The sequence below is a fragment of the Methanobrevibacter sp. genome (genome assembly GCF_030539555.1).
GTDB lineage: Archaea > Methanobacteriota > Methanobacteria > Methanobacteriales > Methanobacteriaceae > Methanocatella.
Genome location: NZ_JAUNXX010000017.1, coordinates 1 through 24,240, shown reverse-complemented (window position 1 = coordinate 24,240; position 24,240 = coordinate 1). Strand labels below are relative to the sequence as shown.

Genomic DNA, 24,240 nt, shown 5'->3' with positions numbered 1-24,240 from the left:
GTTATTCCCCATCTTTAGATGAAATATCAATGGTTTCCGGAACATCTTCCATAGTGTCAATATATTTGGAGAACGGTTCCGGAAGTTTTGGCATCACTTCTTTTAGGATTTCAGCAGCATCAAGTTCCAAGGCCTGTCCTGAAAGCAACTGTTCAACATCAAAATCAAAGTCAAACGGTTTAAGCAAATCTTCGGTAGGTACCCTTAAATTGATTTTGTTTTTGTTTAATATCATTTTAAGAGTGCTTGTGTTTCTAATCTGCTCATTCATGTCCTCAACAGTGCTTTTTATATCATACGCTATAGCCTTATTTTTCTCATTCACTTCTTTTTTAGATTTTTCAACGGATTTTTCCAGATCTTTAACTAATAACGCATTTCTTCTGTTGATATTGTCACGGGCTTCATCAATAACAACATTAATAGCATTCAAAATAGATTTGTTGAGTTCGACATTATAAGCAAGGATCATTTTATTTTTATAATCAAGTTCCTTAAAAATAGCTACTCTTTCATCATCAATTCTTGTAATCTTTTTGTTCAACTCATGGATTTCATCTTTTGCCTTAAGCAATTCATCTTTGTCGCTCAACTGCTCTTTCAGTGAACCGACATCATCAAAAAATGAACCTTTAAGAGTTTGAATTTGGTCCTGCAATATTGCTATCTCATCATCTTTTTCACGGATAATCTGATCAAATTCGTCAAGTTTTTCATCGGAGAACTGATTATTAACTAATTTTTCATATTCCTCTTGAGCAAGAACCTTAACCAACTCATTATCTTCAAATGGATCTTCTTTTTTGAGACTAACCTGTTTTTGCTGAGACTCTTTTTCAACAGTGTTACCGTCTTTATCCTTACTATTATACTTTTTAGTATAAACCCTAACAGTTCTAAATTCATCACTTTCCATTATTGACACCACTCTATATTAATAAATAAGATTAGTTTAATTTAAATACTTAATTATTTCAATAGTAAAAAAAGAAAAAAGAAAAAAAATAATATTAATTATTTATCTTCCTTTTCAATCCACAATAACATTGCCTCTTCTATTGCTTTTGAATACCATCCAGTCTTGAATAACATCTTAGAGGAGGCTATTCTTCGAAAATTCAAGTCAATGTCATTATTGATGCTGATTGTAACACGTTTGTTCTTAGACATACAATTAAATTGTACATACTAGTTAATAAATGCGTCAGTGTTTTTTCATATCCGTTTAATATGTTAAAATGAATTTTAATGGGAATTGATAAATTTAGATAGTTATCCTATGAAAAATGCCTAAGTTATTTCTGTAATTTTTCTTTCATATATTCTATAGACAAATTATCTTTATACTTGAAGTGCTGATTGAAATAATCATCATCCTTTTTAATCTTTAAAGCATAATTATCAGGAAATTCCTTTAACATCAACCTTGCAGAAGGTTCCTTTTCCAGTTCAGTCAGGCAAATTAATTTGTAAAATTCAACTTGCTTTATTAATGCCTCCTGTTTTGAATTTCCGCCAACACCGGCAGATGCAACTGCAAGCTCTGCGACGGACAGGAAACTTCCACTTCCTCTGGCAATCTTTTTGTTGAAAAGGTCTTCTTTCATGTCCATCAATGCATCACAGCATTTCAGGCATTCCCCATATTCATCAACAATCAATAATGAAATTAGACCTTTGGAGATGTTATCCCTAAACCCTTCCCAAAATTTACTGTGAGTGAACATTCGTGAATTTGAAAGTGCTTCGGGAACTTTGTTTAAAAGCCATTCCTGGAAATATTCTCCAGTTTTCACATATTCCTCTCGGGTAGCGGACAAATCATATAAACTGAAAATAGGTGGTGCAAAAGAGCTAATTTTTTTGTAAACAGAAATACTCTTTTTGACATTTTCTTCCGTTTTACTGAATTTCTTTAATCTTTTTTCTTCAGGACTTTTTCTGCTAAACAAACCCATTGGATTAGCCTCCATTATTGTTAAAATTTTAATTGTTTAAAACATTAATGTTAATAATACATTTGATTAGACAACTATATAATTCATGTAAAGTTAAACATTTCATTGATATCCTAATAATTTTCAAAAAAAAATAACCTAACATCAAATATTAACTTAAAACTAGGAAAATCCCCTCATATCAGCAGAATAACATTATTAAAAACTGAGTGTATAAAATTATCGAAAAAAAGTAAAATTAATGCATGAAAAATTATTTTTTATTAATATAATAATGATAATGAAAAAATATTATTGAACAAAATTACAAAATTTTGATAAAAATAATGTGAAATAAAATAAAAACATTTATATAATATAAAAATATAACTAATAATCGATATGAAGTAATTTTCATGTCTTAATGTGAACATCAGTCAACCATTTTATAATCTCCAAAATGTTTAGAATATGTTTCATTATAAAAGGAAGTAGGAAAAAATACTGCTACTTCCACTCCCCCCCTTTAAAACTAATTTTCTTGTAATATTTCAGGATTAGCTCCTGCTATCTCAACCAAATATTCCGCTTCAACAATATGGAGTTTAGATGGAATTATAATGCAGTGAAGAGGTCCTCCAAAATCATAATCGATTAATTCAGATATTTTTCCTGCTTTTACAATAACATCACGAGATCCTACACGAGCAATACCCATAGCCAGAGTATCTCCTGTGATTAAACCTTCACGGTCCAAATCATCCTTTATGCTCATCAGATACTCCAAACCCTGATTTATTGTCATGTACCTGTCCTTGTGAGCCTGAATGTCAAGCAAAACCAAAGTGTGCAAATCCATTTTCAGATTCTCTTCAATGGCTTCATATGGAGATTTAGGATAAAAATTATAATCAGGAAATGGAATGGTTGTTACCTTACCGAACTTATATCCCTGAAGACCTGAAATTGCCGGTGCTGAAGACAAGATTGAAGAGCCGTGGATAATTTCATAGTCTATTCCTTTTTTAGAACATTGTACAATGAAATCACTGTGTGTTGTTGCAATCAAAGGATCTCCACCAGTAATCAATGCAACATCACTTGTTTTTGCCTCTTCGATGAATTTGGATTCCTCCTCAACTTCTCCTCTGACTAAAACTTCAATTTCCTGACCAACCAATTCCTCAATAGCCTCAAAGCTTGAACCGAATAATCTTGATGTAAAGAATTCCGCATAAATTTTATCAACATTTTTTAAACATTCCAATCCCTTAAGAGAAATGTCCTTCTCGTCAAATAATCCTAAGCCCACTAAATAAAACATATACATTATATAATAATTTAAACATAATAAACCTTATGAAATGTGTAAAAGTTCCATTAAAACAACTAAATGATACCCGAATAAAATTAATGGAAAAAGGCCTAATGAATATGGATTATAAGATAAAGGCAGAAAAGGATTACGGTTATATCCCTGTCAATGACAATGTTGATGGCTACGAAATAGTTTGCATGCATCTGGAAGCAATGAAAAAAGTTCCGCACAACTTTTCAGAACTGCTTGAAGATGAACTGACCTCAGATGAAATTGAAAATTTAAGGACTTCTTTTGATACGATTGGAGACATTGTCATTTTGGAAATTCCAGACGATTTAGTTGATAAAAAACAAATTATTGGAGATGCTGCACTTAAATTTACAAAAAGAAAAGCCATCTACATGAAAAGAAGCGCTATTAAGGGAACCACACGAGTGCGGGATTTGGAATTTCTATCAGGAGAAGATGATTCGGTTACAATCCATAAGGAACATGGTGCCAGATTAAAGTTAGATGTTCGGGAAGTCTATTTCTCACCAAGACTTGCAACTGAGCGGAAACGTGTAATGGAAAGTGTGGTTGATGGTGAAAAAATTCTTGACATGTTTTGCGGAATAGGACCGTTCCCCATAGTGATTGCACGGAATAAAAATGTGGATATCACTGCAGTAGACATTAACGAAGCCGCAGTCAAATATTTGGATGAAAATATCAGGTTAAATAAATTGAAAGGTTCCATCAAAACATATTGCGGGGATGTGAGAGAAGTTAGCAAATCATTTAATTGCAAATATGACAGAATAATCATGAACCTGCCCGGCCTTGCCTACACTTTCCTTGATGTTGCTGTTGATTTAATTGAAGATGATGGAATAATCAATTATTATGAGTTTTCCGACTCATATGAACAGGGAAAACATCGCCTAAAAGAGGCATGCAAAAATGTTGGAAAGGAAATTGAAATCATCAACTGCCGCAAAGTGAAATCCACAAGTCCAGGAGAATGGCATGTGGCAATCGATGGGAGAATTAAAAAAATAGACTGATACAATGAATCCTAATTTAATTTCACAATCACTTAAAAAAAATTCCTTTTCGTTTTGATTATTATTGCTGCTTTACTGTTCATTCCCGCAGGAACACTTAATTAGTTGGAAAAAGAATTGGACGAATATAAATTCTATAAACAAAAAGTCAAATACAAAATATTGCCTTTAGTGTGGTAAAAAAAATAAGTTAGAATTATTGTCTAAATCGGGTCAATAATTCCTTTTTCTGTAATGATTCCAGTAATCAATTCTTTTGGAGTGATGTCAAATGCTGGATTAATCACTTCAGTACCTTCCGGACAAATTCTGGCTCCACCATAATACCTTACCTCATCACCATCCCTTTCCTCGATAACTGTATCATAGATGTTAATGTCATTATCAAAAGTAGAATAAGGAGCAGCTACATAAAATGGAATATCATGATGTTTTGCTGCTAGTGCCACCATAAATGAACCAACCTTATTTACAACACCGCCTTTAGCTATTCTATCCGCTCCGATAACCACTTTATCAATTTTACCCTGTGACATTAGAAATCCGGAAGCAACATCAGGAATCAATTTAACAGGAATATTTTCCTGTTGCATTTCCCATACGCTTAAACTAGCACCCTGGCCTCTCGGACGGGTTTCATCACATATTACATTTATATTTTTGCCTTGCTCATGGGCTGCTCTGAAAACACCTAATGCAGTTCCATAATCAACACATGCAAGAGCTCCTGCATTGCAATGAGTTAAAACAGTATCTCCATCGTCAATTATCTCAGCACCATATTTTCCAATGGCCCTGTTTGTTGACATGTCTTCTTCATACATTTTTAATGCTTCAGCCAATGCATCTTCACTGTTTAAAACTCTATCAACTGCCCAAAATAGATTAACAGCAGTCGGTCTTGCAGCCTTGATTTCATTAGCTGCTTTTTCTAAATCTACACCCCCAATATCAGCAAGAGCCATCCCAAATGCTGCTGCCACACCAATAGCAGGAGCTCCACGGACAACCATATCACGAATGGCAGTAATAACATCCAGATAATTATTACAATATACATAAGTCAGCTCATCAGGAAGCTTTGTCTGATCAATGAGTTTTAGTTTATTATCTTCCCATTCAAGTGTTTTCATATCTAACACCTTATAAAAAAAAATATTCTAAAAAAAGTAGAAAAGCATAATTAATTGTTAGTTTCTAAGTCCAATTTATAGACAATTTTTTAATTATGCTCTCCGCCTAATAATATCCAAAACGGATTGATTAGAGATGTATTAAAAATACATCTAATTATCATTTATAAATTTTACTTAGAAATAACAAAAAACCCCTATTTTTTAGTAATACCAAAAATAATTATGCATTATCAGTCATAATAGGCACTACTTGTTTCTTACGTGATACAACACCTTCAAGCAATACTGTGTTATCTTCTAATTTAACACCATAGGCTTTTTCAACCAGATTTGAATCTTTACCAAGAGCAATTACTTGAGAATTGCTATTAACTATATCTGTGATTAGAAGCATGAACAAATCCAAGCCTTCTTCTTCAATTATTTTAGTCATTCCTGCTTCCAATTCATCTTTCATTGCCATTACATCACTTATATCCGCAGTATTGACCTGGTTTACAATTGATTTTACATCTTTAAAGTCTATTTGTTTTGCATCCAATGACAAAATTTCATCTATTGTGAAACTACTTAAATCTGTACCTGCTTTAAGCATTTCCAAACCATATTCTTCAGCATCAATATCCGCAATTTTAGCAAGTTTTTCTACTGCTTTTTTATCATCATCTGTTGTTGTTGGTGATTTTAAAAGTAAAGTATCTGAAATAATTGCAGACAACATTAAAGTTGCAATCTCTTTTGTGATTTCAATGCCATTTTCTTCATATAATTTACATAGAATTGTTTCAGTACAACCTACTGGTTCAAATCTTAAGAATAATGGATATGAAGTTTCTAAAGCCAATTTATGATGGTCAACAACCTTTAAAATATTTGCATTTTCCAAATTATCTACAGATTCCGCCGGAGAGTTGTGATCTACCAGAATAACATCTGCCCCATCATCAACACTTTCCAAAAGTTCTGGCGCTTCAATATCCAAATAGTTTAAAATGAATTCTGTTTCTTTATTTATATTTCCTAATCTGTAAGCTTTAGCTTCACTGTTACCTAATTCTTTTTCTAAGTTAGTCATTACCAAACTTGATGTAATTGAATCACTATCTGGACTTTTATGTCCAAAAACATAAGTTTTTACCATATTATCTATCCTCAAAAAAGTTTTAATACTAATTAAATTATATTTTTCATCTATATTTAATATTGCTATAGAAAAAATTTAAAAAAAAAAGATTTAGTAATGACTTTGCGGAGTCATTCCTAAATGGTGGTCTTCACTTTTCTTACCAGGTATTCCATATGCATCTGCCCTACATTGTGTGCATGCCCTAAATACTGGAATAATCTCTTCAACTTGTTCTCTGACACTTTCCATCATAGAACAGTCCGGACGTGAATAATGTTTCATTTTAGCCAAAGGAATTAACGGCAGAATGTTCATTAAAGAAGCACCACGTTTTTTGACTTCCTTAGCAATTTCAACAATATGCTCATCATTCAGCCCTGGAATTAAAACTGAATTAACTTTAACAACCAAACCGTTGGCTGCTGCTTTTTCAACACCTTCCAATTGGTTTTTAATTAAAATTTCTACAGCTTCATATCCTTTATATATTTTTCCTTCGTATTTAATAAAAGAATAAATATCAACAGCAATATCCGGGTCAATAGCATTGATTGTTACAGTGACAGAATTCACACCAAGTTCTGCGAGTTTATCTGCATACTTAGGGAGTAAAAGTCCATTTGTACTCATACATTTAATCAAATCAGGTTGTTCAGATGCCAATTTTTCGAAAAATTCAAATGTTTCATCATTAGCAAGTGAATCACCAGGACCTGCAACCCCAACAACTGCAATAGGACCGTCAGCAGTCACATCATTAATATGTTTAATTGCGGCATCCGGATCCATAACACAGCTTGCAACGCCAGGTCTGTTCTCTTCATCATTAATGTCTCTTGTACAGAAGTTGCAGAATATATTACATTTTGGTGCGACAGGAACATGTGCCCTACCTACTTTATCATGCATTTTTTCATTAAAACATGGATGTGCTTTAGTTATATGTGCAAATCTTGAACCTTTGTGCTCAGCCATACTATCAATTCTCCATTATATAACTTTGTTAATTTGTATTGATACGAACAAATATATAAACTTTTCTATATGCCCTTATTCAACTCATCAATAAATTCGTGAGCTTTTTCAATCCATGCATCTTTTATCAATTCATCGGTAGCTACAACACATACAATATCCTCTGTAGACATATCCTTAATGATTTTAAAGCCTTCAGGCAATATTCTAAAGACTGCATCATAAATACGCCTTTGTAAATTAGAATGAGGATCATCAACAATTAATGTTTCTAAATCCATATGATTTCCTTTTATCTCAAGTTGATATCTGTTCGGCTGATAAATCTCATCTCTTGAGAATAACCTCCACAATCTCTTCAAGATATTAGGAAGATAATTTTCATTATCAATTAAAATCATTGTAACATCATTTGCTTTATCATAAGTCAAATTAGCTACATCAGTGAATGCAATCGCATTAGATGTTTTCTTCATTTTAATAGCTAAGACAAACACTGGGTCATCAGGATTCACAAAAGCTTTTAAATCCTCCACAGAAGAACCAAGAACTAAATCTTGAAATATCTGTTTAATGATGATTTCATAAACTTCTGCACCTTTCTCATCATAGCATTCAACTAACATCAAATCAATCCTTTATCTATTTATCATCTTGTCTGTGTCCCATTCCAGATACTAAAAGAGCCGCTCCAACGGCACCGATATGTTGAGAGTATTCAGGTACAATAACTTCGATTCCACCTAAAGTTTCACTTACGGCTTCAACAAGACCTGAAATTAAGCTTGTTCCACCAACCTGTATTAATGGTTCACGAATGTCAATTTCTTGAAGCTGTTGTTCATAAACTTGTTCTGATACAGAGTGACATGCAGCCGCAGCAACATCAGCTTTAGAACCTCCTGCAGCAAGTGTAGTAACAAGGTCCTGAATACCGAATACAATACAGTAAGAGTTCAACATTGCTTTTCTCCAATCTCCCTGAACAGCTAAAGGACCCAATTCTGTAATGTCAACATCCAATCTACGGGAAGTCATATCCAAGAATCTTCCAGATGCCCCTGCACAGATACCTCCCATAGTAAAGTTATCCGGAATACCATTATTAACAGTGATTACCTTGTTGTCCATACCTCCGATATCCAATACAGTAGCTTCTCCTTTTTGACAATCCGCAAGATATACAGCACCTTTTGCATTAACAGACAATTCTTCCTGGATAAGTTCGGCGCCAAATTCCTGACCCATAGTGAACCTACCGTAACCTGTGGTTCCTATTCCATCCAAATCATCCCAGCCATAATCAGTTTGTGAAAATGCTTCAGCAGCAGCTGTCTTTGCAGATTCTATGATGTCCTTTGTAGATGTCCAGCCGGTTCCGATAACCTGGTTGTTTTCCATAAGAACAGCTTTTGTAGTAGTTGAACCTGAATCAAGTCCAAGAGTAAGACCTTCTTGCTTTTCACGGGCAAGAATACTTCTACGAGTTACAGTAGTGGCTAATGCCTCCATACGGATGAACAGTTCATCCGCTTTTGTTCTTTCAGTGAATGAGTATGTGACTACTGGAATGCGTGTATTGTTTTGTATAAATCTTCTTACTTCATTCCTAACCAATGCTGCTTCAGCACATCTAAAGCAAGTTGCAATAAATACCGCATCAGGTTTGGACCTGCCTTCAACAATAGCCATAGCTCTTGCAATCATTAATTTCAAACTTGAACTTTGAGCTGAAAATCCAAATTTTTCGTATGATTCATCAATGTAATCCAAATCAATTTCAGGAAGAACAATTTCTGCACCAAATTTATTTGCCGCTTTTTCAATTTCTTTTTGAATTCCACTATATTCTGTTCCACATGAAACCAATGCAATTTTAACCATCTTATTCTTCCTCCTTATCAGTTTTCTCAAGTGAATCTACAAATTCATTTATTTTATTTACCATAACATATGTTTCATCTTGATTAGTTGGATAATCTAATTCCAGTACAGGAATATCTTTATTCCTGAGTAAAAATATTGACAATTCATTAGTTCTTGCACAACCAATACAACCAAAACCATAAGGAGCTCCGTCAACTACAATAGCTGCCTCCGCTTCATCTATAAGTGGTCCAATAATTGCCATCCTTCCACGAACACCAGAAGGAACTTCAATAGCGGCGTATTTAAGTCCTTTAATAGGATCCTCTTCAGTGATATTCATTGGCGGAGAATCAATTTCCGGATCCTTAATTTTTTGCCTAATTTGTTTTTGTAAAACTAAAGGAGTATGACCTTTTCTTTCAAGTAAATCTGCTAAGATTAATGAGTTTGGAGGATAAACAGCGATTTTAACCATATTTTCACCTATTCTTCTTTATCTAAACATTCATTCATGAATTTTTTAAATTCGTCAACATCAATTGGTTTTTTCTTTTCTATCTCAACTTCTTTAGGATTTTCCAAAGCTTCAGAAACAAAACCAAGTATTCTGTATTCTTTTTCCATCTGATGGAAACCTTCTCTAGGACCAAACCTGTGACCCCTACATCTTCTAGGATCTCCCGGAGCAAATCCTCTTTCTTTAGTGAAAATATGTGCAGGGTCAAGTTTTCTTATTTCCTCGATAGCTTTGTAAACATCTGCACTTTTACCACTAATCATAGATCCATAACAAGTATTTTTTATGGTGAGCGGCAAATCAAGCATGTGAAATTCATTGACAACTTGCTGTTCACTTACATGGGCTCCAGGCCCAATAAAAATCATACGAGTAATTACATCAGGATCCCAATCCTCTTTGCCTAAATCAGGACTCATGGTTAGATTCGGTGACATACACTACAACTCCTTCTTTTAATTTTTCAAGACTATCATAATCAGAAACAACATCACCAATAATATTGGTTGCTTCAAAACTTTCTGCGGTCGGACCGAATTCGACATTATCTTCAAATCTTATACCGATCAAACCTGAACTTTTTGAAGCCATATTAGTAATACCGATTTGGCCTCTAATTACCTTATCCACAGGGTTATTTTCAGGTATCAGACCTTTAGCAGATTTTTTATCTCCTTCAAAAATAACAATGTGCATTCCAGGAACTGAAAAATGAACTTTAATTTTGCCTACAGGATTTTCTAAAAGACCGGACAATAACTTAAAGTATCTTACAGACCTTGGAGCATTTTCTGTAAATTTAATTACACATAAATCTTCTTTCTTAATAGCTTTAGTTACAACACTTCCTTCTTTTAGGATATCAATTGTATGTTCTGGGACTTGTTCGACAATTATCGCATCATCATCAATCAATCCGTCAATCATATGCTCAACACCAACTGCAGACAAGATTTCTGTAGCTTCTTTTTGAGTTTTATTTAATAATTTTAATCTTTGTTGTTCTGACTTGACTGTGATGAAGTCATTTTCTTTAGCAATGTCAATAATTTCCATACCCTTTACAATTTTACCCACAGTAGTATGATTTGGAGTTAAGACTCTGTTTTCACGATAAATGAAAAGTTTTCCAACACCAACACCTGCATTTCTAACAGTCATAGTGCCTCTAGTTCTTTGTGAAGTATTCTCTTTAGGTTTTTCTAATCCTGCCAGTTCATAAAAACCTATGAATGATTCGCTATCATATGAAACTTTAATTCTACCATCTTTAATAATTGAAAACAAATGCTCTACACATACAGGTGAAGATTCATCAACTTCAAAGGAAATATACGTATAGAGTTCATTTCCTTCCTCAAGCACAGTATTCAAATCAGAAACTGAAGAGCTGTCTGTAGTGGTGTTCCTTTCGATAATCGGTTCTATGCCTGTTACTGAATCATCGGCACTTAAGTTTTCTAAAGTTTTTTTACCACCAATAACCCGAGCAAAGATACCTTTATTATATGGAGGTACACTGTAGACATTTGTTGTATTCTCTTTAAGCATTATTAAATGTGTAGACTCACTACTAAAACTGGATAAACTTAAAACAACATCTCCTTCAAAATATTTGAATTCATCTGAAGTGGGCTCCAAATCGGTTACAATCGGACCAATTGCCACCTCGCTAGGAGTGGACCATCGGATATTCAAATCAACAAACTCTTCGTATTGATTTTTCCAAACATCAACCAAAGGTTTTGCTTCATCAGATTCATCCAATTGAATAATTATAGAACCTCTGTTTGTTTTAATTTTATACTTGTTGATATTTTTTTCAAGTTCCTTTTTACCTTTAATTAAGCAAACAATACTACCAGGAGTATATGGGGCATTTGTTTCATCAATCACATCCTGAATTGTTGAAGCATCTGCCACATCTATTTCTTCTCCATTAATTTTAATTAACATACAATCTCCCAATAAGAATTTTTAATAATATATATTTATAATCTTATTATATATTAAAATTATTTATTTGATTTTGAAAAATTATATAAACACATAATTATAACAATATATTAAGGAGGGAAAAATAATGACCATTACGAAAAAACACATTTTATGCTTACTGATTATCTTAGTAATTGCAATCGGAGCAATTTCAATAGCCAGCGCTTACACCGGAACTGGCTTTTCCCACAACATCCCCAGCTCCAAATATTATGATATGTCCGCATCAGATATCTTAAGCAAGTATTCTGATACCGAATGCCATGTTGAAGAAACTGCAGTTTGTACAAAAGTTGTTGATGGAGATACTATTTATTTAGACAACGGTGAAAAGATACGTTTCGTTGGAGTAAACACTCCTGAAAGAGGTGTTGAAGGATATATTACATCTAAAAACTTTGTTCAGAAGTTATGTCTAAATAAAGAGGTTGGTCTGGACATTGATGATTCAAAACACAATGACCGTTATGGAAGGACATTAGCCGTCGTTATCGTCGACGGAAAGAATGTGAATGAAATGCTTCTAAAAGAAGGTCTTGCTGAGATAATGTACATGCCACCAAGTGAATTTTACCCATATGACTGGGCAAACAGCAACACGCATGTTGCAAGCTCACACAGTTCCTCTTCAAGCTCTTCCCATAGCGATACAAGCAGCGAGACTTCAGACTCATCTGATGCTGGAAGCTATGTGGGAAATGCAAATAGTGGAAAATTCCATTATGCAAGCTGCAGCAGTGTAAATAAAATGTCTGAAGGTAACAAAGTATTTTTCACAAGCAGAGACGAAGCTATAAACCAAGGATATGTACCTTGTAAGCGGTGCAATCCATAATATTCTTTTTTAATTGAAATATTTGAATAATTGAACTTCCCTTTCGAATCTATCCAATTCATCCTCCTTTTGAGCAATGTTTGAATATAGAAGTCCTAAAGAGTAATTACCTATACTTTCCAATATTGGAATAATGATACCAAGATAAATTATAAATCCTACATATGGAATTGCCAATATCCATGATGAAACAAATGATACTACAACCATCAGTATTGCCATGAACACCAACCATTTGATAATATTAAAAATACCTATATTTTTAATGTCGATGACTACATTATGAATCTTTAAAGCTTCTGACAGACTATTTAAGTAAGCTAATCTGGCCTTTGCAAAAAACAATAGAATTTCAAATAATACATATACAATTAGAATTATAAGGAAAGTCAATCCCATAGCCAGCAAAAATCCAGTGATATCCATCTTATACAACATATCCATGCCGGATACTCCCAGTGTGAACCATGCAATGAAAAATACTGCTGTAGGCACCAACATATACACTATCCTTAATAAGAATAATCGAATAGTATCATATATATTCTTTCCAAAATTCAAAGAGGGCATCACTGAGGATTCATTTAATCCAATGTTAACGATTGACAGCAGATAACCCGGTACAATAAGAATAAATAAGAAAAATGCAATAATTCCTAAAATTAAAACATATCTGTTGTCAGATACAATGCCTATCGGAACAAGTGCAACCAGTACAAATAGAACAAAAAGTATTGGCAATTTTTTAATATTTCTAAACGGATATTTGAATGAATTTGATATTATTTTACTGACTTCCATGAAACCACCTGCAAAGCACTTTCAAATTTTTGCGTATAAATCAATACCCTCAGAACTCATCTGAAAATAAAAACAGGATTTTTATCCTGGTTAAACACTTCTGCCTGTTTATCCTGATAATTCAACAAAAGAGAGTTGGAATCTGTTACTTCACCCACAACAGCTGCTTCAATTGAATACCTTGAAAGATATTCCTTAATATATTCACAGTAATCTTCACTGGCGGTGAAAACAAATCCTGATCCAGGATATGACCTGAGCCAGTCAACCCAATCCACACTTTCGTTTCTTGGAATGTCTTCCAAATTAACAATGGCGCCTTTGGCAGAAGTCTCCAAAAGCATTTCCAGAGTTCCCAAGATTCCTGGATTTGAAATGTCTTTTCCTGATTTAATGTAATCTTTTTCTGCAAGATATTGCACTGCAGTAATTTGATCCTGTACCAATTTCGCATCCTTATCATATGTTGTATCCCAGTTCAGGTTAAACATTTCATGAGGTTTGCCATCCAAGTCAATTGCGACAATTACCTTATCACCAACTTCCGCTCCGAAACTGGTAATGATTTTATCTTTCTGTGCAATTCCAACAATAGCGACTCCCAAAGAGTCAACTTCACCGTCAGGATGCAGATGTCCTCCCACCATTGGAACACCGAATTTCAAACAACCATCCTTGATTCCATTTAACAAATCTTCATAAATCCCATCATTACTTATTGACATTATATTTACCATTGCAAGCGGTTTTCCACCCATTGCCGCAATATCATTAACATTGACAAGTACAGAACAGTATCCTGCCCAATATGGATTGACATTCATAATGTCACCCCATATACCATCAGCGGCAACCAATAAAACCTGATTATTTCCAATATCAATAGCTGAAGCATCATCCCCAATATCAATAACCACATCACCTGAAACATTATATGCCTCGTTTAAAAGTGAAATTACATTATCGATGGAGCTTTTGCGTGACACTCCCTTAAATTCTTGAATAGATTTAACAAGATTTTCAAAATCCAAGATTACACTTCCTAATTTAGTTAATATAATTAATTTTGTATTTACAATTAATATTTTTTATTATTTCAATAATCTTTCCTTCAACTTGACGAATATCTGAAAAATTAGAATTGATCTGATTATCGCCAAACAATTTCCTTTTAATAGCTTGTCCGCAGACATCATCAAAACCACTTTCAACTTCAAAGATTATGGAATTTTGAGCCTTGAATCCATCTTCGACAACCTTGTCCAAATCACCATCGGTAATTCCAATTATAGGTATATCAAACCTATATAAAATATCAGAGGACACCAAGGTAGTGTCATCCCCAACAGTTATAACAACATCGCAGTGCCTGAATCTATAAACATCTTCACCTGCATGGTCGAGAAATGCCACTTTGAATTTTTCATGTTTATCTTTTTGTAGAATACGTGGAGTGACTTTTGCTTTTCTTAAAAGGCCAGTTTTGATGATTGCATTTTCAATGTCAACTTCTCCCAACTTTTCAAGGCCATGATCTTTTAGGGTCCCGCCAACAATATCAACTATATGATTGTCTTTTGCAATTAAAATAAGTTTATCGGAGTTTGTTTTTCCAATTACCACTCCATTTACCATTATATTTTCATCAGGACTTACCCCATGAACAATCCTATGATTGCGATTATTCAAAACATTATCCTGCCTAATGTGATTATCATAAACTTCTTCTGGAGAAATTACACTCAAATCCAGTCTTTTTGATAATGTTTCAGCCAAATTACAATCTCCATTCCAGAGGATTATGCTACCATCATCCTCACCAGGCCTTTCAATTTGTATAACTGGAATGTCATTATCATTAATTTTATCAGCATAATGATTATAAACTTTATATCCGAAAACCTGACCTGTAACATCAGATTTTCCATAATTAAGCAATACAATTAAATCGACATCATCATCATGAAATATCTTTAAAGAATCGCTTGGAACTAATTTCTTAGTTATGTCAATAACCTTTTCCAAACCAGCATCTATAACTGCAGTTCTTCCCATTGTTCCCCCAAGCCTTGAGGTAACTTCACCATACTCACCAAGCAGGTCAATCAATTTTAAAGCATAACCGGAATCTATTATGTTTGGACCATGAACTACAATACCAATTCTCATCTATTCACCTTAATTCTTTTTTTAAATATTCTAGACCCGCATATTTCACAATCCTCGAAAGGATAATCTTCGCCGTATTCCTTTTTACAGCCTTCACATATTTTTTTCCAGTTGTAAACTCCTTTTATTCCCTCCGTAATTATGCCTGAGTAGGGAATACCAATTATTTTTAGAGTATTCTGTATCGTATAGTCGTCACTGATGACTTTAACGTTTTTACCTTCCTTAAACATCATATATGCCAGAGAAATTAATTTTTTATCTGGAGAGGACAATCTTAAGACATCACCTGATTTTGAGATTACCTCCTCAATTGCCTTTTCGCAATCTTCAGACACATCGCGAATAACCAGTTTATTTTCTTCGATAGCTGCATCAAACTTTAATTTTGATTCAAAATCCTTTATTTCTGATGTTATTTCAGGAACCGTGAAGTTATTACTAGATTCTAATTGAAAACCATTAATAAATGCGGATGCATCCAATACATAAAAAATCTCCATGAAAATATTTTTTATTTTATAAATTTATAAAACTTATCGATTATTTTTGATGAAATTTAAATTGGGGAAAAGTAGGATATAAATTAGTGTAAAATTGGGTATAAATTCGACATAAAGTGGAATGAATTTTGAGTAAATTCAGATGGAAATTTGAAAAATATATTTAAGATTTGACTTTTAAATTTGGTACTGTAAATGAATTCATGGAATAGCTTAAAAATATTCATGAATCAAACATAATGGAGGTAAAAATGATGATTAATCAATACGATTTAGATAAGGACATAGTATTTCTTGCAAAATCAGAAATTCGACTAAAAATTCTAAGCGAATTGCAAAAAAAGCCAAATTCAATCAAAGAATTAGTAACCAATACAAAAATTACATATAGCTCCATTTCAAGCAACCTGACAAAACTTGAAGAACACAACCACATTACTAAAAAGAAAAATAAATTTTACTTGAATCCCTTAAGCAAAATTTATTATGAAAATTTGATGGAATTCAAATTGAGCATTGATTTGATTGAAAATCTAAACGATTTATGGGACAAACACAATATTGATCAGCTAAGCCTTGATTCAATACAGAACATCACAGCATTGGAAAAATCAAAACTTGTGGAAACCACTCCCCTGGACATCTATAAAACCCACAATACAATTAAAGACAACATGGTTAAAACTAAAAATGTCAAAGCCATATTTCCATACCTTCATCCAGAATATCCTCAATTACTTGAAAATATTTTAAGGAATGAGGGAAATGTTGAACTAATCATTCCTAAAAACATGTTTAGAGGAATCATATTTGAGATTAATGAAAAGATAAGGAAATCCGCTGCAAGAAAAGGCAGGTTAAAAGTTTATACAACACAAAATGATTTAAAATTGTATTTGGCATTATGTGATAAAACAATGAGCTTAGGATTATTCAAGAACGATGAAAGCTTTGACCAGAATAGAATTCTAATATCATCCAGTAAAGAATCATTGAAATGGGCAAATGACTTATTTACAAATGTAAAAGAAAAAATGTGATTACAATGACAAACTTACAGACTAAAAAAGAACTAAATAAAGAATTTAATAGCATAAAATACATTCTAACATCAACCATGCGTTCTAAATTAATTTTAGCAATGTATAAAAATCCTAAAAATTTAGATGAACTTCGGAATGAACTAAAAAAACCATCCGCCACAATATTGCACGGACTTAAAGAGCTTGAAGCTAAAAATCTGGTTAAAAAAGTTCAAAAACAATACCAATTAACTTCAAATGGTTTTCTGCTCGCAACAAATTTGATTAAACTTATTGAAAATTGGTCATCACTGAACAACAACACTTCATTCTGGGACAACCATACACTAAAAGATATTCCAAAGGAACACCTTAAGAACTTACATCTTCTAAACGATGCAACATACGTCACCTCAACAACAAGTGACCTATCTCATGCATTTAATTCCTACATCAAACTGATTTCATCAACGCAGGAACTGAAAGTGATCATGCCGATATACTCTGAAAATCACTTTAAACATATGATTGATTTATTAAAGAAGAATAGATTGAAATATTTAGAATTGATAATGAGCGAAAATATTCTAAATTCAATTAGATTAAATAGACATTTGAGAAAATTCTTGCTTAACAACAAAAAAGTGAAAATAATCTGCACTGAAAAGAATTTGAAACTCTTCCTGACTTATTCACCTGACTTCATGTCATTGACACTTTTTTTTAAAGATGGACATTACGACGATTCTCAGATTTTGATTGGAAAATCTGAAAATGCACGCAAATGGGGATCCAAAGTTTATAATCATTATGAAAATAAAAATAATTTTGTGAATAAAGAATTAACAAATTTAATTTTAGGTAGAAAAGGCGGAAAAACAACAACAATGATTATTGATAGATTATTGGAACATCCTTATAATATCAATCAATTATCAAATGAATTGAATTTGGATTATAAGACAATAAAATATCATATGAAGTTGATTTTAAAATCAAAATTAGTTGTGCAAGGAGAAATGAAGTACGGGAGTCTTTATTATCCTACACAAAAATTAATAAATAATTTAAAGGACTATGAACAAATAAAGAAATATCTAAAATAAATAAAAAAGTGATGTATAATGAAAAGTGAAACCGCAAAAGAGCATCAAAGCAAATCATCCAAAGACATCAATTGTGGAATAATTACACTAAGTGACAGTAGAAAATCAAAAAAAACTGACCTTTCAGGTCAATATATAGCCGGTGAAATAAAAACACGATACACATTAAAATCACAGAAATTAATTCCTGACGAAAAAGAGGACTTAATTAATGTTATTAATGAAATGGTGAATGATGATATTGATGTTATTTTAACTACTGGTGGAACTGGATTAGATACAAGAGACATTACTGTTGAAACTGTAGAAAGACTTTTTGAAAAAAGATTAGATGGTTTTGGTGAAATCTTTAGAGCAAAATCTTATGAAGAGATTGGCTCAGCGGCATTATTATCTCGAGCAACAGCAGGAATATACAAAAAAACAGCAATATTCTCAATGCCTGGTTCACCTAATGCTGTTAAGACTGCATTAAGCATAATAATTGACGAACTACCCCATTTTGTCCATCATATTAAAAGATAAAGAATTTAAATGATGAAATTAATTTTTCATCATTTTCATTCGAAAAATTCGTTTACAGATATTAACGGTTCTAATTTTATGCCTTCTTTTTCAAACTCTTCGATTGCACCTTCCTGCCTATCCACAACAACAAATGCTCTTTTTACATTACCTCCATTATCTTGAATCGCTTTTATTGCTTTTAAAAGTGATCCTCCTGTAGTTGACACATCTTCAACAACAATCACATCATCACCTTCCAAAAGTTCGCCTTCAATAAGTTTTGAGGTACCATAACCTTTCTTTTCCTTACGAATCATCAATAATGGGAGTTTTGATTCTAAAGATACTGCTGTGGCTATTGGAACTGCACCCAAAGCAGGTCCCGCAACTTTATCAATTTCATCATCCTTGATTTTATCAGTAATCAGTTTGGAAATAGTAGATAAAATTTCGGGTTCCGTAATGGCCTTTTTCATATTTATATAGTAATTACTTTTTTTACCGGAGGACAATGTGAAATCCCCCTCAAGAAAAACTTCATTTTCTTTCAATAAATCAATTAAGTATTCCTTAGAAAGCATATTAATCAATTAAATATCGTCTTCGCCTTTAAGCAAAATCTTATCCCCAATTACTTTTACAAGCTCTATAGGAATAACATTTTCACTAGATTTTATCTGTTCTGAAAGTCCGGTTTTCTTAATTACAAAATCAGTTATTTCAAAAGTATCCTTGTCAAAAATAACTTCAGAAACCTTACCGACAATCTGGATTTCAGCATCGAGAACTTCTTTACCAAATAATTCATCTTTAATTCTCATAAAAAACACCTATACTATATTATAGTATGTTCCATTTAAAATACATTTAGTTTCATCACAGACAGAGTCAAGGTAAAATTCAAGATTTTTGTCTGCAAATTCGACAACATGAATCATATCCAATATGTTATCATCCAATTCCGGATTAATTTCATCCATCTATTAGATACCTGATTTTACCATACCAAAAGCCGTCCTCATGAAATTCCCCATTTATTCATTTTTTGTGTAAATGTAGTGAAATTACATCAAAGGTCTTTGAAGGCAATATTTATTTTGGAATGAAAAACTGTATTAAATACAAACAATATAATAACAATATTGATTTAAAGGTGAATTTATGGAAAACGAATACCTGACAGTATCCCAGATAAATGCCTACATCAATAAAAAGCTAAGAATGGACCATAACCTAAAAAACATCTACGTTAAGGGTGAAATATCCAATTATGTAGCTCACAGAAGCGGACATAGCTATTTTACCTTGAAGGACGAAAAATCACAGATTCCTGCAGTAATGTTTAAAGGAAGAAAGCAATCCCTTAAATTCACACCGGAAAACGGTATGAAAGTAATTGTCAAAGGTAAAGTTGAAGTTTATGAAAGAGACGGTAAATATCAGCTGTATGCCTCAACAATGACCGAAGACGGAATTGGAAACCTCCATGTGGCTTTTGAACAGCTTAAGAAAAAACTTAAAGCAGAAGGCTTATTTGACGATGCACACAAAAAAGAAATTCCAAAATATCCCGAAAGGATTGGAGTAGTTACTGCACAAACAGGAGCTGCAATAAGAGACATCATCACAACAATCAGGAAACGATATCCTTATTGTGAGGTGTTAGTATTCTCCACACTAGTTCAAGGAGACCAGGCGGCTGCGCAAATAACAAGAAAAATCAAATATGCGCAGAAATTTGACATTGACACATTAATCATTGGGCGTGGAGGCGGAAGCATTGAAGATTTATGGCCATTTAACGAAGAAGTCGTGGCACGGGCAATCTATGAATGTGAAATTCCAACCATAAGCGCAGTAGGCCATGAAATTGACTTTACAATATCTGATTTTGTAGCTGATAAAAGAGCTCCAACACCAACAGGAGCGGCAATGATAGCAGTTCCCGATACGGGAGAAGTCAAATACAAAATAAGTCAATTAAATGCCCGTTTAAACAAAAATATTGGCAGCATGATAGAACAGAATAGAATTAAACTAAACAACCTTTCCCAAAAGCAGGTTTTGAAAAATCCGGAATCGATTTATGAAATCAAGGGAATGACATTGGATAACTTGGTAACCAAATTGGAGTTTGCATCCAAAAACATCATCACCAAAAATAAAAACAGGCTAGTTAACCTGAAAAACAAGAACATCATGAAAAATCCGGAAGAGATTATTCGGATGAAAAGAGAACCATATCTGCGAAATGTTGATAAATTGAATGTGTTGAATCCTCTTTTAACATTAAAAAGAGGTTATTCTATGACAAAAGTTGAAGGCAAAGTAATATCTTCAGCAAAACAGGTGAAATCCGGAGATAAACTTGATGTGGAATTTGATGACGGAACTGTAAATACAAGGGTGATATAAATGGAAAATTTAAGTTTTGAAGAAAGTTTGGAAAAATTGGAAGAAATCGTAAGCAAATTGGAAAATGGAGACGTGCCATTGGATGATGCAATTGATGAATTTGGAAAGGCAATGGAACTGGTAAAAGCATGTGAAAAAAAATTATCTGCTGCCGAAGAATCAATTGCAAAAATAGTTCAGGACAATGGAGAAATAGTTGATTTTAAAATAAACGAATAAAAGAGTTTGATTAAACTCTTTTAAATTATTCCAAGATTTTTAGCTGTAGTGTAATTAACTTTGCCAGTAATTTTTAGATTATTGTCTGTCCTGAGTTCCCTGAATAATCTTTCATTGCAGGATTTAAATATTCCATCTATTCAGGCAATAATCCGCATATATTAAATAGTAGCCGTTCTGAGTTAAAGTTTTGGTTGAAACATTAATTTGACCATCCCAAGTTGTTTTATAATTTTTAAGACCGATTAAATTAACTGACACTTAACTGTTAAAATGCAAGAATACTACGATTCATTTAAGTCATGGATGAATTACATTTGGGGTGATAAAATAGCTTATCCAATATTCAAGTAATGTTTTAATTGGATAACTATTGCAATTTTCAGTTATTTTTTCGGCTAAATTTAAAGCATCTTCATTTTTAATCAGATTGCATTCAACTTCATCGATTAAATTCAGAACGGAACTTGCAATAGCAACATTATCTTGTTTTTTCATATCCTTTTGTAAAAGTTTAATAAATTCCTCTTTGTCACAATCCAAATTATCGTAAAACTCATTGATATCCAAAGAAAATCTGTTGAGACGAACCAATGCATTTGACTGTGATTTTTCAGATACCCACACCTGTTTTTTAACGGCTTTTTTAACCGATTCATTAACCGCATTACCAATAAGTTCCCCTAACTTGGAATGTTTTCCGGCGTTTGTCAATATATTTTCAGATTCAAGATTTGAAAATATGCACAAACCGTCTGTTCCTGTTCCTGTTGCATAACCATTTGAATATTGTGATGGAATTTTTAAATCGTTCAAAGCGACAGTCTTTGCTTCAGTTGCAGTCATGAAGGCCTCAAGCAATGTTTCATATTCGAGAGTAACATTAAGTAAAATTATCGTATTTATTGTACCGAATTTGCCGTTTTTCTCATAAAATGATGCTGGATCTCCTGCACGAACAGCGTTTGTCCTTACACCCGCAGTTGTTATTGCAACGACTTCCAAATCCTTAAAGGACTCTGTTACAATTCCAACATTTTTCATCTCTGCAAGAGTTATCAGACCTGTTGTAAAACTGGAATCAATGTTCAATCCCCTGCAATGCCTCATGAGATAACCGCAAACATCATGGTTTTCGAGATAGTCAATGTTTTCCTGTGAGAGATGGTGGTTAAAAACACTTTTAAAGTTATCAGAAAATCCTCCGTTCATTTTTGAGGTGGAAATCCCATTACGTTTAACATTGAACTTAACAAAAATAGTATCTTTTAGATAATACACTTCATCTTTAAGAGAAGTTAAGAAAAATAGTTTAGATTCCATAAAAATAAAAAAAAAGAAAAGAAATTAATTAAAATTTCTTTAAATTTACATCATTGGAGGCATTCCACCCATTGCGGAAGGATCCATGCCCATGTCTTCAGGGCCTTTAGTGGATGCAATTACATCGTCAATTCTTAAAATCATTTCGGCTGCTTCAGATGCAGATTGAATAGCTTGTTTTTTGACACGTTTAGGTTCAATTACTCCAGCTTCTTTCATATCTGTTACTTCACCAGTGAATACATCTAATCCCATGTAGAATGAGTCTTCTTGTGCTGCTCTTAAGTCAACTAATGAGTCGATGCTGTCTAAACCTGCATTTTCAGCTAAGGTTTTTGGTACGATTTCTAAAGCTTCTGCAAAAGCGTTTACAGCTAATTGTTCTCTTCCAGAAATGGATTCTGCATAATCTTTGAGTTTTTTAGCCATTGCGATTTCAGGAGCTCCTCCACCAGCAACAACTTTGTCATCTTCCACAGTAGCTGCTACTACACCGATTGCATCTTCAATAGCTCTTTCGATTTCAGCTACAATGTGTTTGGTACTTCCTCTTACGAATAATGTTACGGATTTAGCTCCGCTGCATTCTTCTACAAAAATCATGTCTTCGCCGGAGATTTTTCTTTCTTCTACAATACCTGCAACACCTAAATCTTCTTCAGTTAAGTCATCTAAGTTGGTGATGACATTTGCACCAGTAGCTCTGGATAATTTTTGAATGTCGGATTTTTTAACTCTTCTTACAGCTAAAACGCCAGCTTTGGATAAGTAGTGTTGTGCTAAGTCATCAATACCTTTTTGTGCGAATAATACGTTTGCACCAGCACCAACTATTTTATCTACCATATCTTTGACCATTTTTTCTTCTTGTTCAATGAAAGCTTGCATTTGAGCAGGATCAGTAATAGTAATTTCAGCGTCCATTTCAGTTTCTTTAACTTCTAATGGAGTGTTGACTAATGCGATTTTTGCATCTTTGATTTCTGATGGCATACCAGGGTGTACTCTTTCTTTGTCTACGATTACACCTTCAACTAAACTGGATTCTTCAACAACAGCACCATCTTTTTTCTCGATTTTGATGTTGTCAGTGTCTACACCATCTTCATCAGCAACTGCTTCTACAGCATCTACAATCAATCTTGCTAATGGTTCACGTGCTGCTTCAGTTCCTTTACCAGTCATTGCAGTCATAGCCACTTTCATTAAAGTTTCAGAATCAATATCTTCAATTGCGATTTCATCTAAAATTTCTTGTGCTTTTTCTGCAGCTTTTCTGTATCCCATAGCTATGATAGTTGGGTGAATGTCAGAGTCAAGTAATGCTTCGGATTTTTTTAATAATTCTCCAGCAATAATAACTGCAGTAGTAGTTCCATCTCCAACTTCGTCTTCTTGGGTTTTTGCTACTTCTA

28 protein-coding genes are annotated in these 24,240 nt (G+C 33.2%); 7 read left to right on the top strand and 21 right to left on the bottom strand.

Going from position 1 to position 24,240, the window contains the following annotated elements; all coding sequences use genetic code 11:
- Position 1: 1 nt before the first annotated feature.
- From Q4Q55_RS05095 to dph5, 4 genes are all read right to left on the bottom strand, one after another.
- Positions 2 to 916 (bottom strand): hypothetical protein, encoded by a 915-nt coding sequence (locus Q4Q55_RS05095; protein WP_303371744.1) that lies wholly within the window; start codon positions 914 to 916, stop codon positions 2 to 4.
- A 98-nt stretch (positions 917 to 1,014) separates the two neighbouring features.
- Positions 1,015 to 1,170, bottom strand: a complete 156-nt coding sequence (locus Q4Q55_RS05090) for a hypothetical protein (protein ID WP_303371743.1) — start codon at positions 1,168 to 1,170, stop codon at positions 1,015 to 1,017.
- Between the two features lie 125 nt (positions 1,171 to 1,295).
- Complete coding sequence (locus Q4Q55_RS05085; protein WP_303371742.1) at positions 1,296 to 1,958, bottom strand: hypothetical protein; 663 nt, start codon at positions 1,956 to 1,958, stop codon at positions 1,296 to 1,298.
- 511 nt (positions 1,959 to 2,469) lie between these two features.
- A complete protein-coding gene (gene dph5, locus Q4Q55_RS05080) occupies positions 2,470 to 3,261 on the bottom strand; it encodes a diphthine synthase (protein WP_303371741.1) in 792 nt (263 codons plus the stop codon).
- A 35-nt stretch (positions 3,262 to 3,296) separates the two neighbouring features.
- Here dph5 and Q4Q55_RS05075 point away from each other — a divergent pair, with 35 nt between their 5' ends.
- Positions 3,297 to 4,304, top strand: coding sequence for a class I SAM-dependent methyltransferase family protein (locus tag Q4Q55_RS05075; protein WP_303371740.1), 1,008 nt, complete (start codon positions 3,297 to 3,299; stop codon positions 4,302 to 4,304).
- A gap of 203 nt (positions 4,305 to 4,507) precedes the next feature.
- Here Q4Q55_RS05075 and mtnA read toward each other — a convergent pair whose 3' ends face one another.
- From mtnA to Q4Q55_RS05035, 8 genes are all read right to left on the bottom strand, one after another.
- Entirely contained in the window at positions 4,508 to 5,437 is a 930-nt protein-coding gene (gene mtnA / locus Q4Q55_RS05070; protein WP_303371739.1) for an S-methyl-5-thioribose-1-phosphate isomerase, read from the bottom strand.
- A 223-nt stretch (positions 5,438 to 5,660) separates the two neighbouring features.
- Complete coding sequence (locus tag Q4Q55_RS05065; RefSeq protein ID WP_303371738.1) at positions 5,661 to 6,581, bottom strand: manganese-dependent inorganic pyrophosphatase; 921 nt, start codon at positions 6,579 to 6,581, stop codon at positions 5,661 to 5,663.
- Positions 6,582 to 6,674: 93 nt separating this feature from the next.
- Complete coding sequence (locus tag Q4Q55_RS05060; RefSeq protein WP_303371737.1) at positions 6,675 to 7,541, bottom strand: radical SAM protein; 867 nt, start codon at positions 7,539 to 7,541, stop codon at positions 6,675 to 6,677.
- Between the two features lie 65 nt (positions 7,542 to 7,606).
- The gene (locus tag Q4Q55_RS05055; protein ID WP_303371736.1) at positions 7,607 to 8,167 is read right to left on the bottom strand and encodes a methanogenesis marker 17 protein; all 561 of its coding nucleotides are present in this window, start codon (positions 8,165 to 8,167) and stop codon (positions 7,607 to 7,609) included.
- 16 nt (positions 8,168 to 8,183) lie between these two features.
- Entirely contained in the window at positions 8,184 to 9,425 is a 1,242-nt protein-coding gene (locus tag Q4Q55_RS05050; protein ID WP_303371735.1) for a methanogenesis marker 15 protein, read from the bottom strand.
- Between the two features lies 1 nt (position 9,426).
- Entirely contained in the window at positions 9,427 to 9,885 is a 459-nt protein-coding gene (locus Q4Q55_RS05045; protein ID WP_303371734.1) for a methanogenesis marker 5 protein, read from the bottom strand.
- 8 nt (positions 9,886 to 9,893) lie between these two features.
- Positions 9,894 to 10,364: a methanogenesis marker 6 protein gene (locus Q4Q55_RS05040; protein ID WP_303371733.1), complete on the bottom strand. Its 471-nt coding sequence runs from the start codon at positions 10,362 to 10,364 to the stop codon at positions 9,894 to 9,896.
- On the bottom strand, positions 10,336 to 11,883 hold the full coding sequence (locus tag Q4Q55_RS05035; protein WP_303371732.1) for a methanogenesis marker 3 protein: 1,548 nt from the start codon (positions 11,881 to 11,883) through the stop codon (positions 10,336 to 10,338). The genes Q4Q55_RS05040 and Q4Q55_RS05035 overlap by 29 nt, the downstream gene beginning before the upstream one ends.
- Before the next feature lie 127 nt (positions 11,884 to 12,010).
- Here Q4Q55_RS05035 and Q4Q55_RS05030 point away from each other — a divergent pair, with 127 nt between their 5' ends.
- A complete protein-coding gene (locus Q4Q55_RS05030; RefSeq protein ID WP_303371731.1) occupies positions 12,011 to 12,760 on the top strand; it encodes a thermonuclease family protein in 750 nt (249 codons plus the stop codon).
- A 9-nt stretch (positions 12,761 to 12,769) separates the two neighbouring features.
- On the opposite strand, the gene Q4Q55_RS05025 is transcribed toward Q4Q55_RS05030, so the two are convergent.
- From Q4Q55_RS05025 to Q4Q55_RS05010, 4 genes are read right to left on the bottom strand one after another with little or no spacing between them, the layout of a single operon-like run.
- Positions 12,770 to 13,561 (bottom strand): DUF4013 domain-containing protein, encoded by a 792-nt coding sequence (locus tag Q4Q55_RS05025; protein ID WP_303371730.1) that lies wholly within the window; start codon positions 13,559 to 13,561, stop codon positions 12,770 to 12,772.
- A gap of 56 nt (positions 13,562 to 13,617) precedes the next feature.
- Positions 13,618 to 14,592: a methanogenesis marker 2 protein gene (locus Q4Q55_RS05020; RefSeq protein ID WP_303371729.1), complete on the bottom strand. Its 975-nt coding sequence runs from the start codon at positions 14,590 to 14,592 to the stop codon at positions 13,618 to 13,620.
- Between the two features lie 16 nt (positions 14,593 to 14,608).
- Positions 14,609 to 15,730 carry a DUF2117 domain-containing protein gene (locus tag Q4Q55_RS05015; RefSeq protein ID WP_303371728.1) on the bottom strand — a complete coding sequence of 374 codons (1,122 nt, stop codon included), beginning with the start codon at positions 15,728 to 15,730 and terminating at the stop codon, positions 14,609 to 14,611.
- Positions 15,727 to 16,233: a ribonuclease VapC gene (locus Q4Q55_RS05010; RefSeq protein ID WP_303371727.1), complete on the bottom strand. Its 507-nt coding sequence runs from the start codon at positions 16,231 to 16,233 to the stop codon at positions 15,727 to 15,729. Before Q4Q55_RS05010 ends, Q4Q55_RS05015 begins: the two co-directional genes overlap by 4 nt.
- Before the next feature lie 251 nt (positions 16,234 to 16,484).
- Between Q4Q55_RS05010 and Q4Q55_RS05005 the strand changes: the two genes are divergently transcribed.
- The 3 genes from Q4Q55_RS05005 to Q4Q55_RS04995 are packed head-to-tail and all read left to right on the top strand — an operon-like array spanning position 16,485 to position 18,886.
- Entirely contained in the window at positions 16,485 to 17,273 is a 789-nt protein-coding gene (locus tag Q4Q55_RS05005) for a winged helix-turn-helix domain-containing protein (protein ID WP_303371726.1), read from the top strand.
- 5 nt (positions 17,274 to 17,278) lie between these two features.
- The gene (locus Q4Q55_RS05000) at positions 17,279 to 18,361 is read left to right on the top strand and encodes a transcriptional regulator FilR1 domain-containing protein (RefSeq protein WP_303371725.1); all 1,083 of its coding nucleotides are present in this window, start codon (positions 17,279 to 17,281) and stop codon (positions 18,359 to 18,361) included.
- 18 nt (positions 18,362 to 18,379) lie between these two features.
- Positions 18,380 to 18,886, top strand: coding sequence for a molybdenum cofactor biosynthesis protein B (locus tag Q4Q55_RS04995; protein WP_303371724.1), 507 nt, complete (start codon positions 18,380 to 18,382; stop codon positions 18,884 to 18,886).
- A gap of 35 nt (positions 18,887 to 18,921) precedes the next feature.
- Here Q4Q55_RS04995 and pyrE read toward each other — a convergent pair whose 3' ends face one another.
- The 3 genes from pyrE to Q4Q55_RS04980 are packed head-to-tail and all read right to left on the bottom strand — an operon-like array spanning position 18,922 to position 19,848.
- Positions 18,922 to 19,449 carry an orotate phosphoribosyltransferase gene (gene pyrE / locus Q4Q55_RS04990; RefSeq protein WP_303371723.1) on the bottom strand — a complete coding sequence of 176 codons (528 nt, stop codon included), beginning with the start codon at positions 19,447 to 19,449 and terminating at the stop codon, positions 18,922 to 18,924.
- 9 nt (positions 19,450 to 19,458) lie between these two features.
- The gene (locus Q4Q55_RS04985; protein WP_303371722.1) at positions 19,459 to 19,689 is read right to left on the bottom strand and encodes a PRC-barrel domain-containing protein; all 231 of its coding nucleotides are present in this window, start codon (positions 19,687 to 19,689) and stop codon (positions 19,459 to 19,461) included.
- Between the two features lie 9 nt (positions 19,690 to 19,698).
- Positions 19,699 to 19,848: a hypothetical protein gene (locus tag Q4Q55_RS04980; RefSeq protein WP_303371721.1), complete on the bottom strand. Its 150-nt coding sequence runs from the start codon at positions 19,846 to 19,848 to the stop codon at positions 19,699 to 19,701.
- Between the two features lie 181 nt (positions 19,849 to 20,029).
- Here Q4Q55_RS04980 and xseA point away from each other — a divergent pair, with 181 nt between their 5' ends.
- Positions 20,030 to 21,283 (top strand): exodeoxyribonuclease VII large subunit, encoded by a 1,254-nt coding sequence (xseA, locus tag Q4Q55_RS04975; protein WP_303371720.1) that lies wholly within the window; start codon positions 20,030 to 20,032, stop codon positions 21,281 to 21,283.
- The gene (locus tag Q4Q55_RS04970) at positions 21,284 to 21,502 is read left to right on the top strand and encodes an exodeoxyribonuclease VII small subunit (RefSeq protein ID WP_303371719.1); all 219 of its coding nucleotides are present in this window, start codon (positions 21,284 to 21,286) and stop codon (positions 21,500 to 21,502) included. It abuts the gene before it with no gap.
- Between the two features lie 300 nt (positions 21,503 to 21,802).
- Here the strand turns inward: Q4Q55_RS04970 and Q4Q55_RS04965 are convergent, their stop codons facing one another.
- Positions 21,803 to 22,825, bottom strand: a complete 1,023-nt coding sequence (locus Q4Q55_RS04965) for an adenosylcobinamide amidohydrolase (RefSeq protein WP_303371718.1) — start codon at positions 22,823 to 22,825, stop codon at positions 21,803 to 21,805.
- 45 nt (positions 22,826 to 22,870) lie between these two features.
- On the bottom strand, positions 22,871 to 24,240 hold a 1,370-nt coding region (thsA, locus tag Q4Q55_RS04960), incomplete at its 5' end, for a thermosome subunit alpha (protein WP_303371717.1).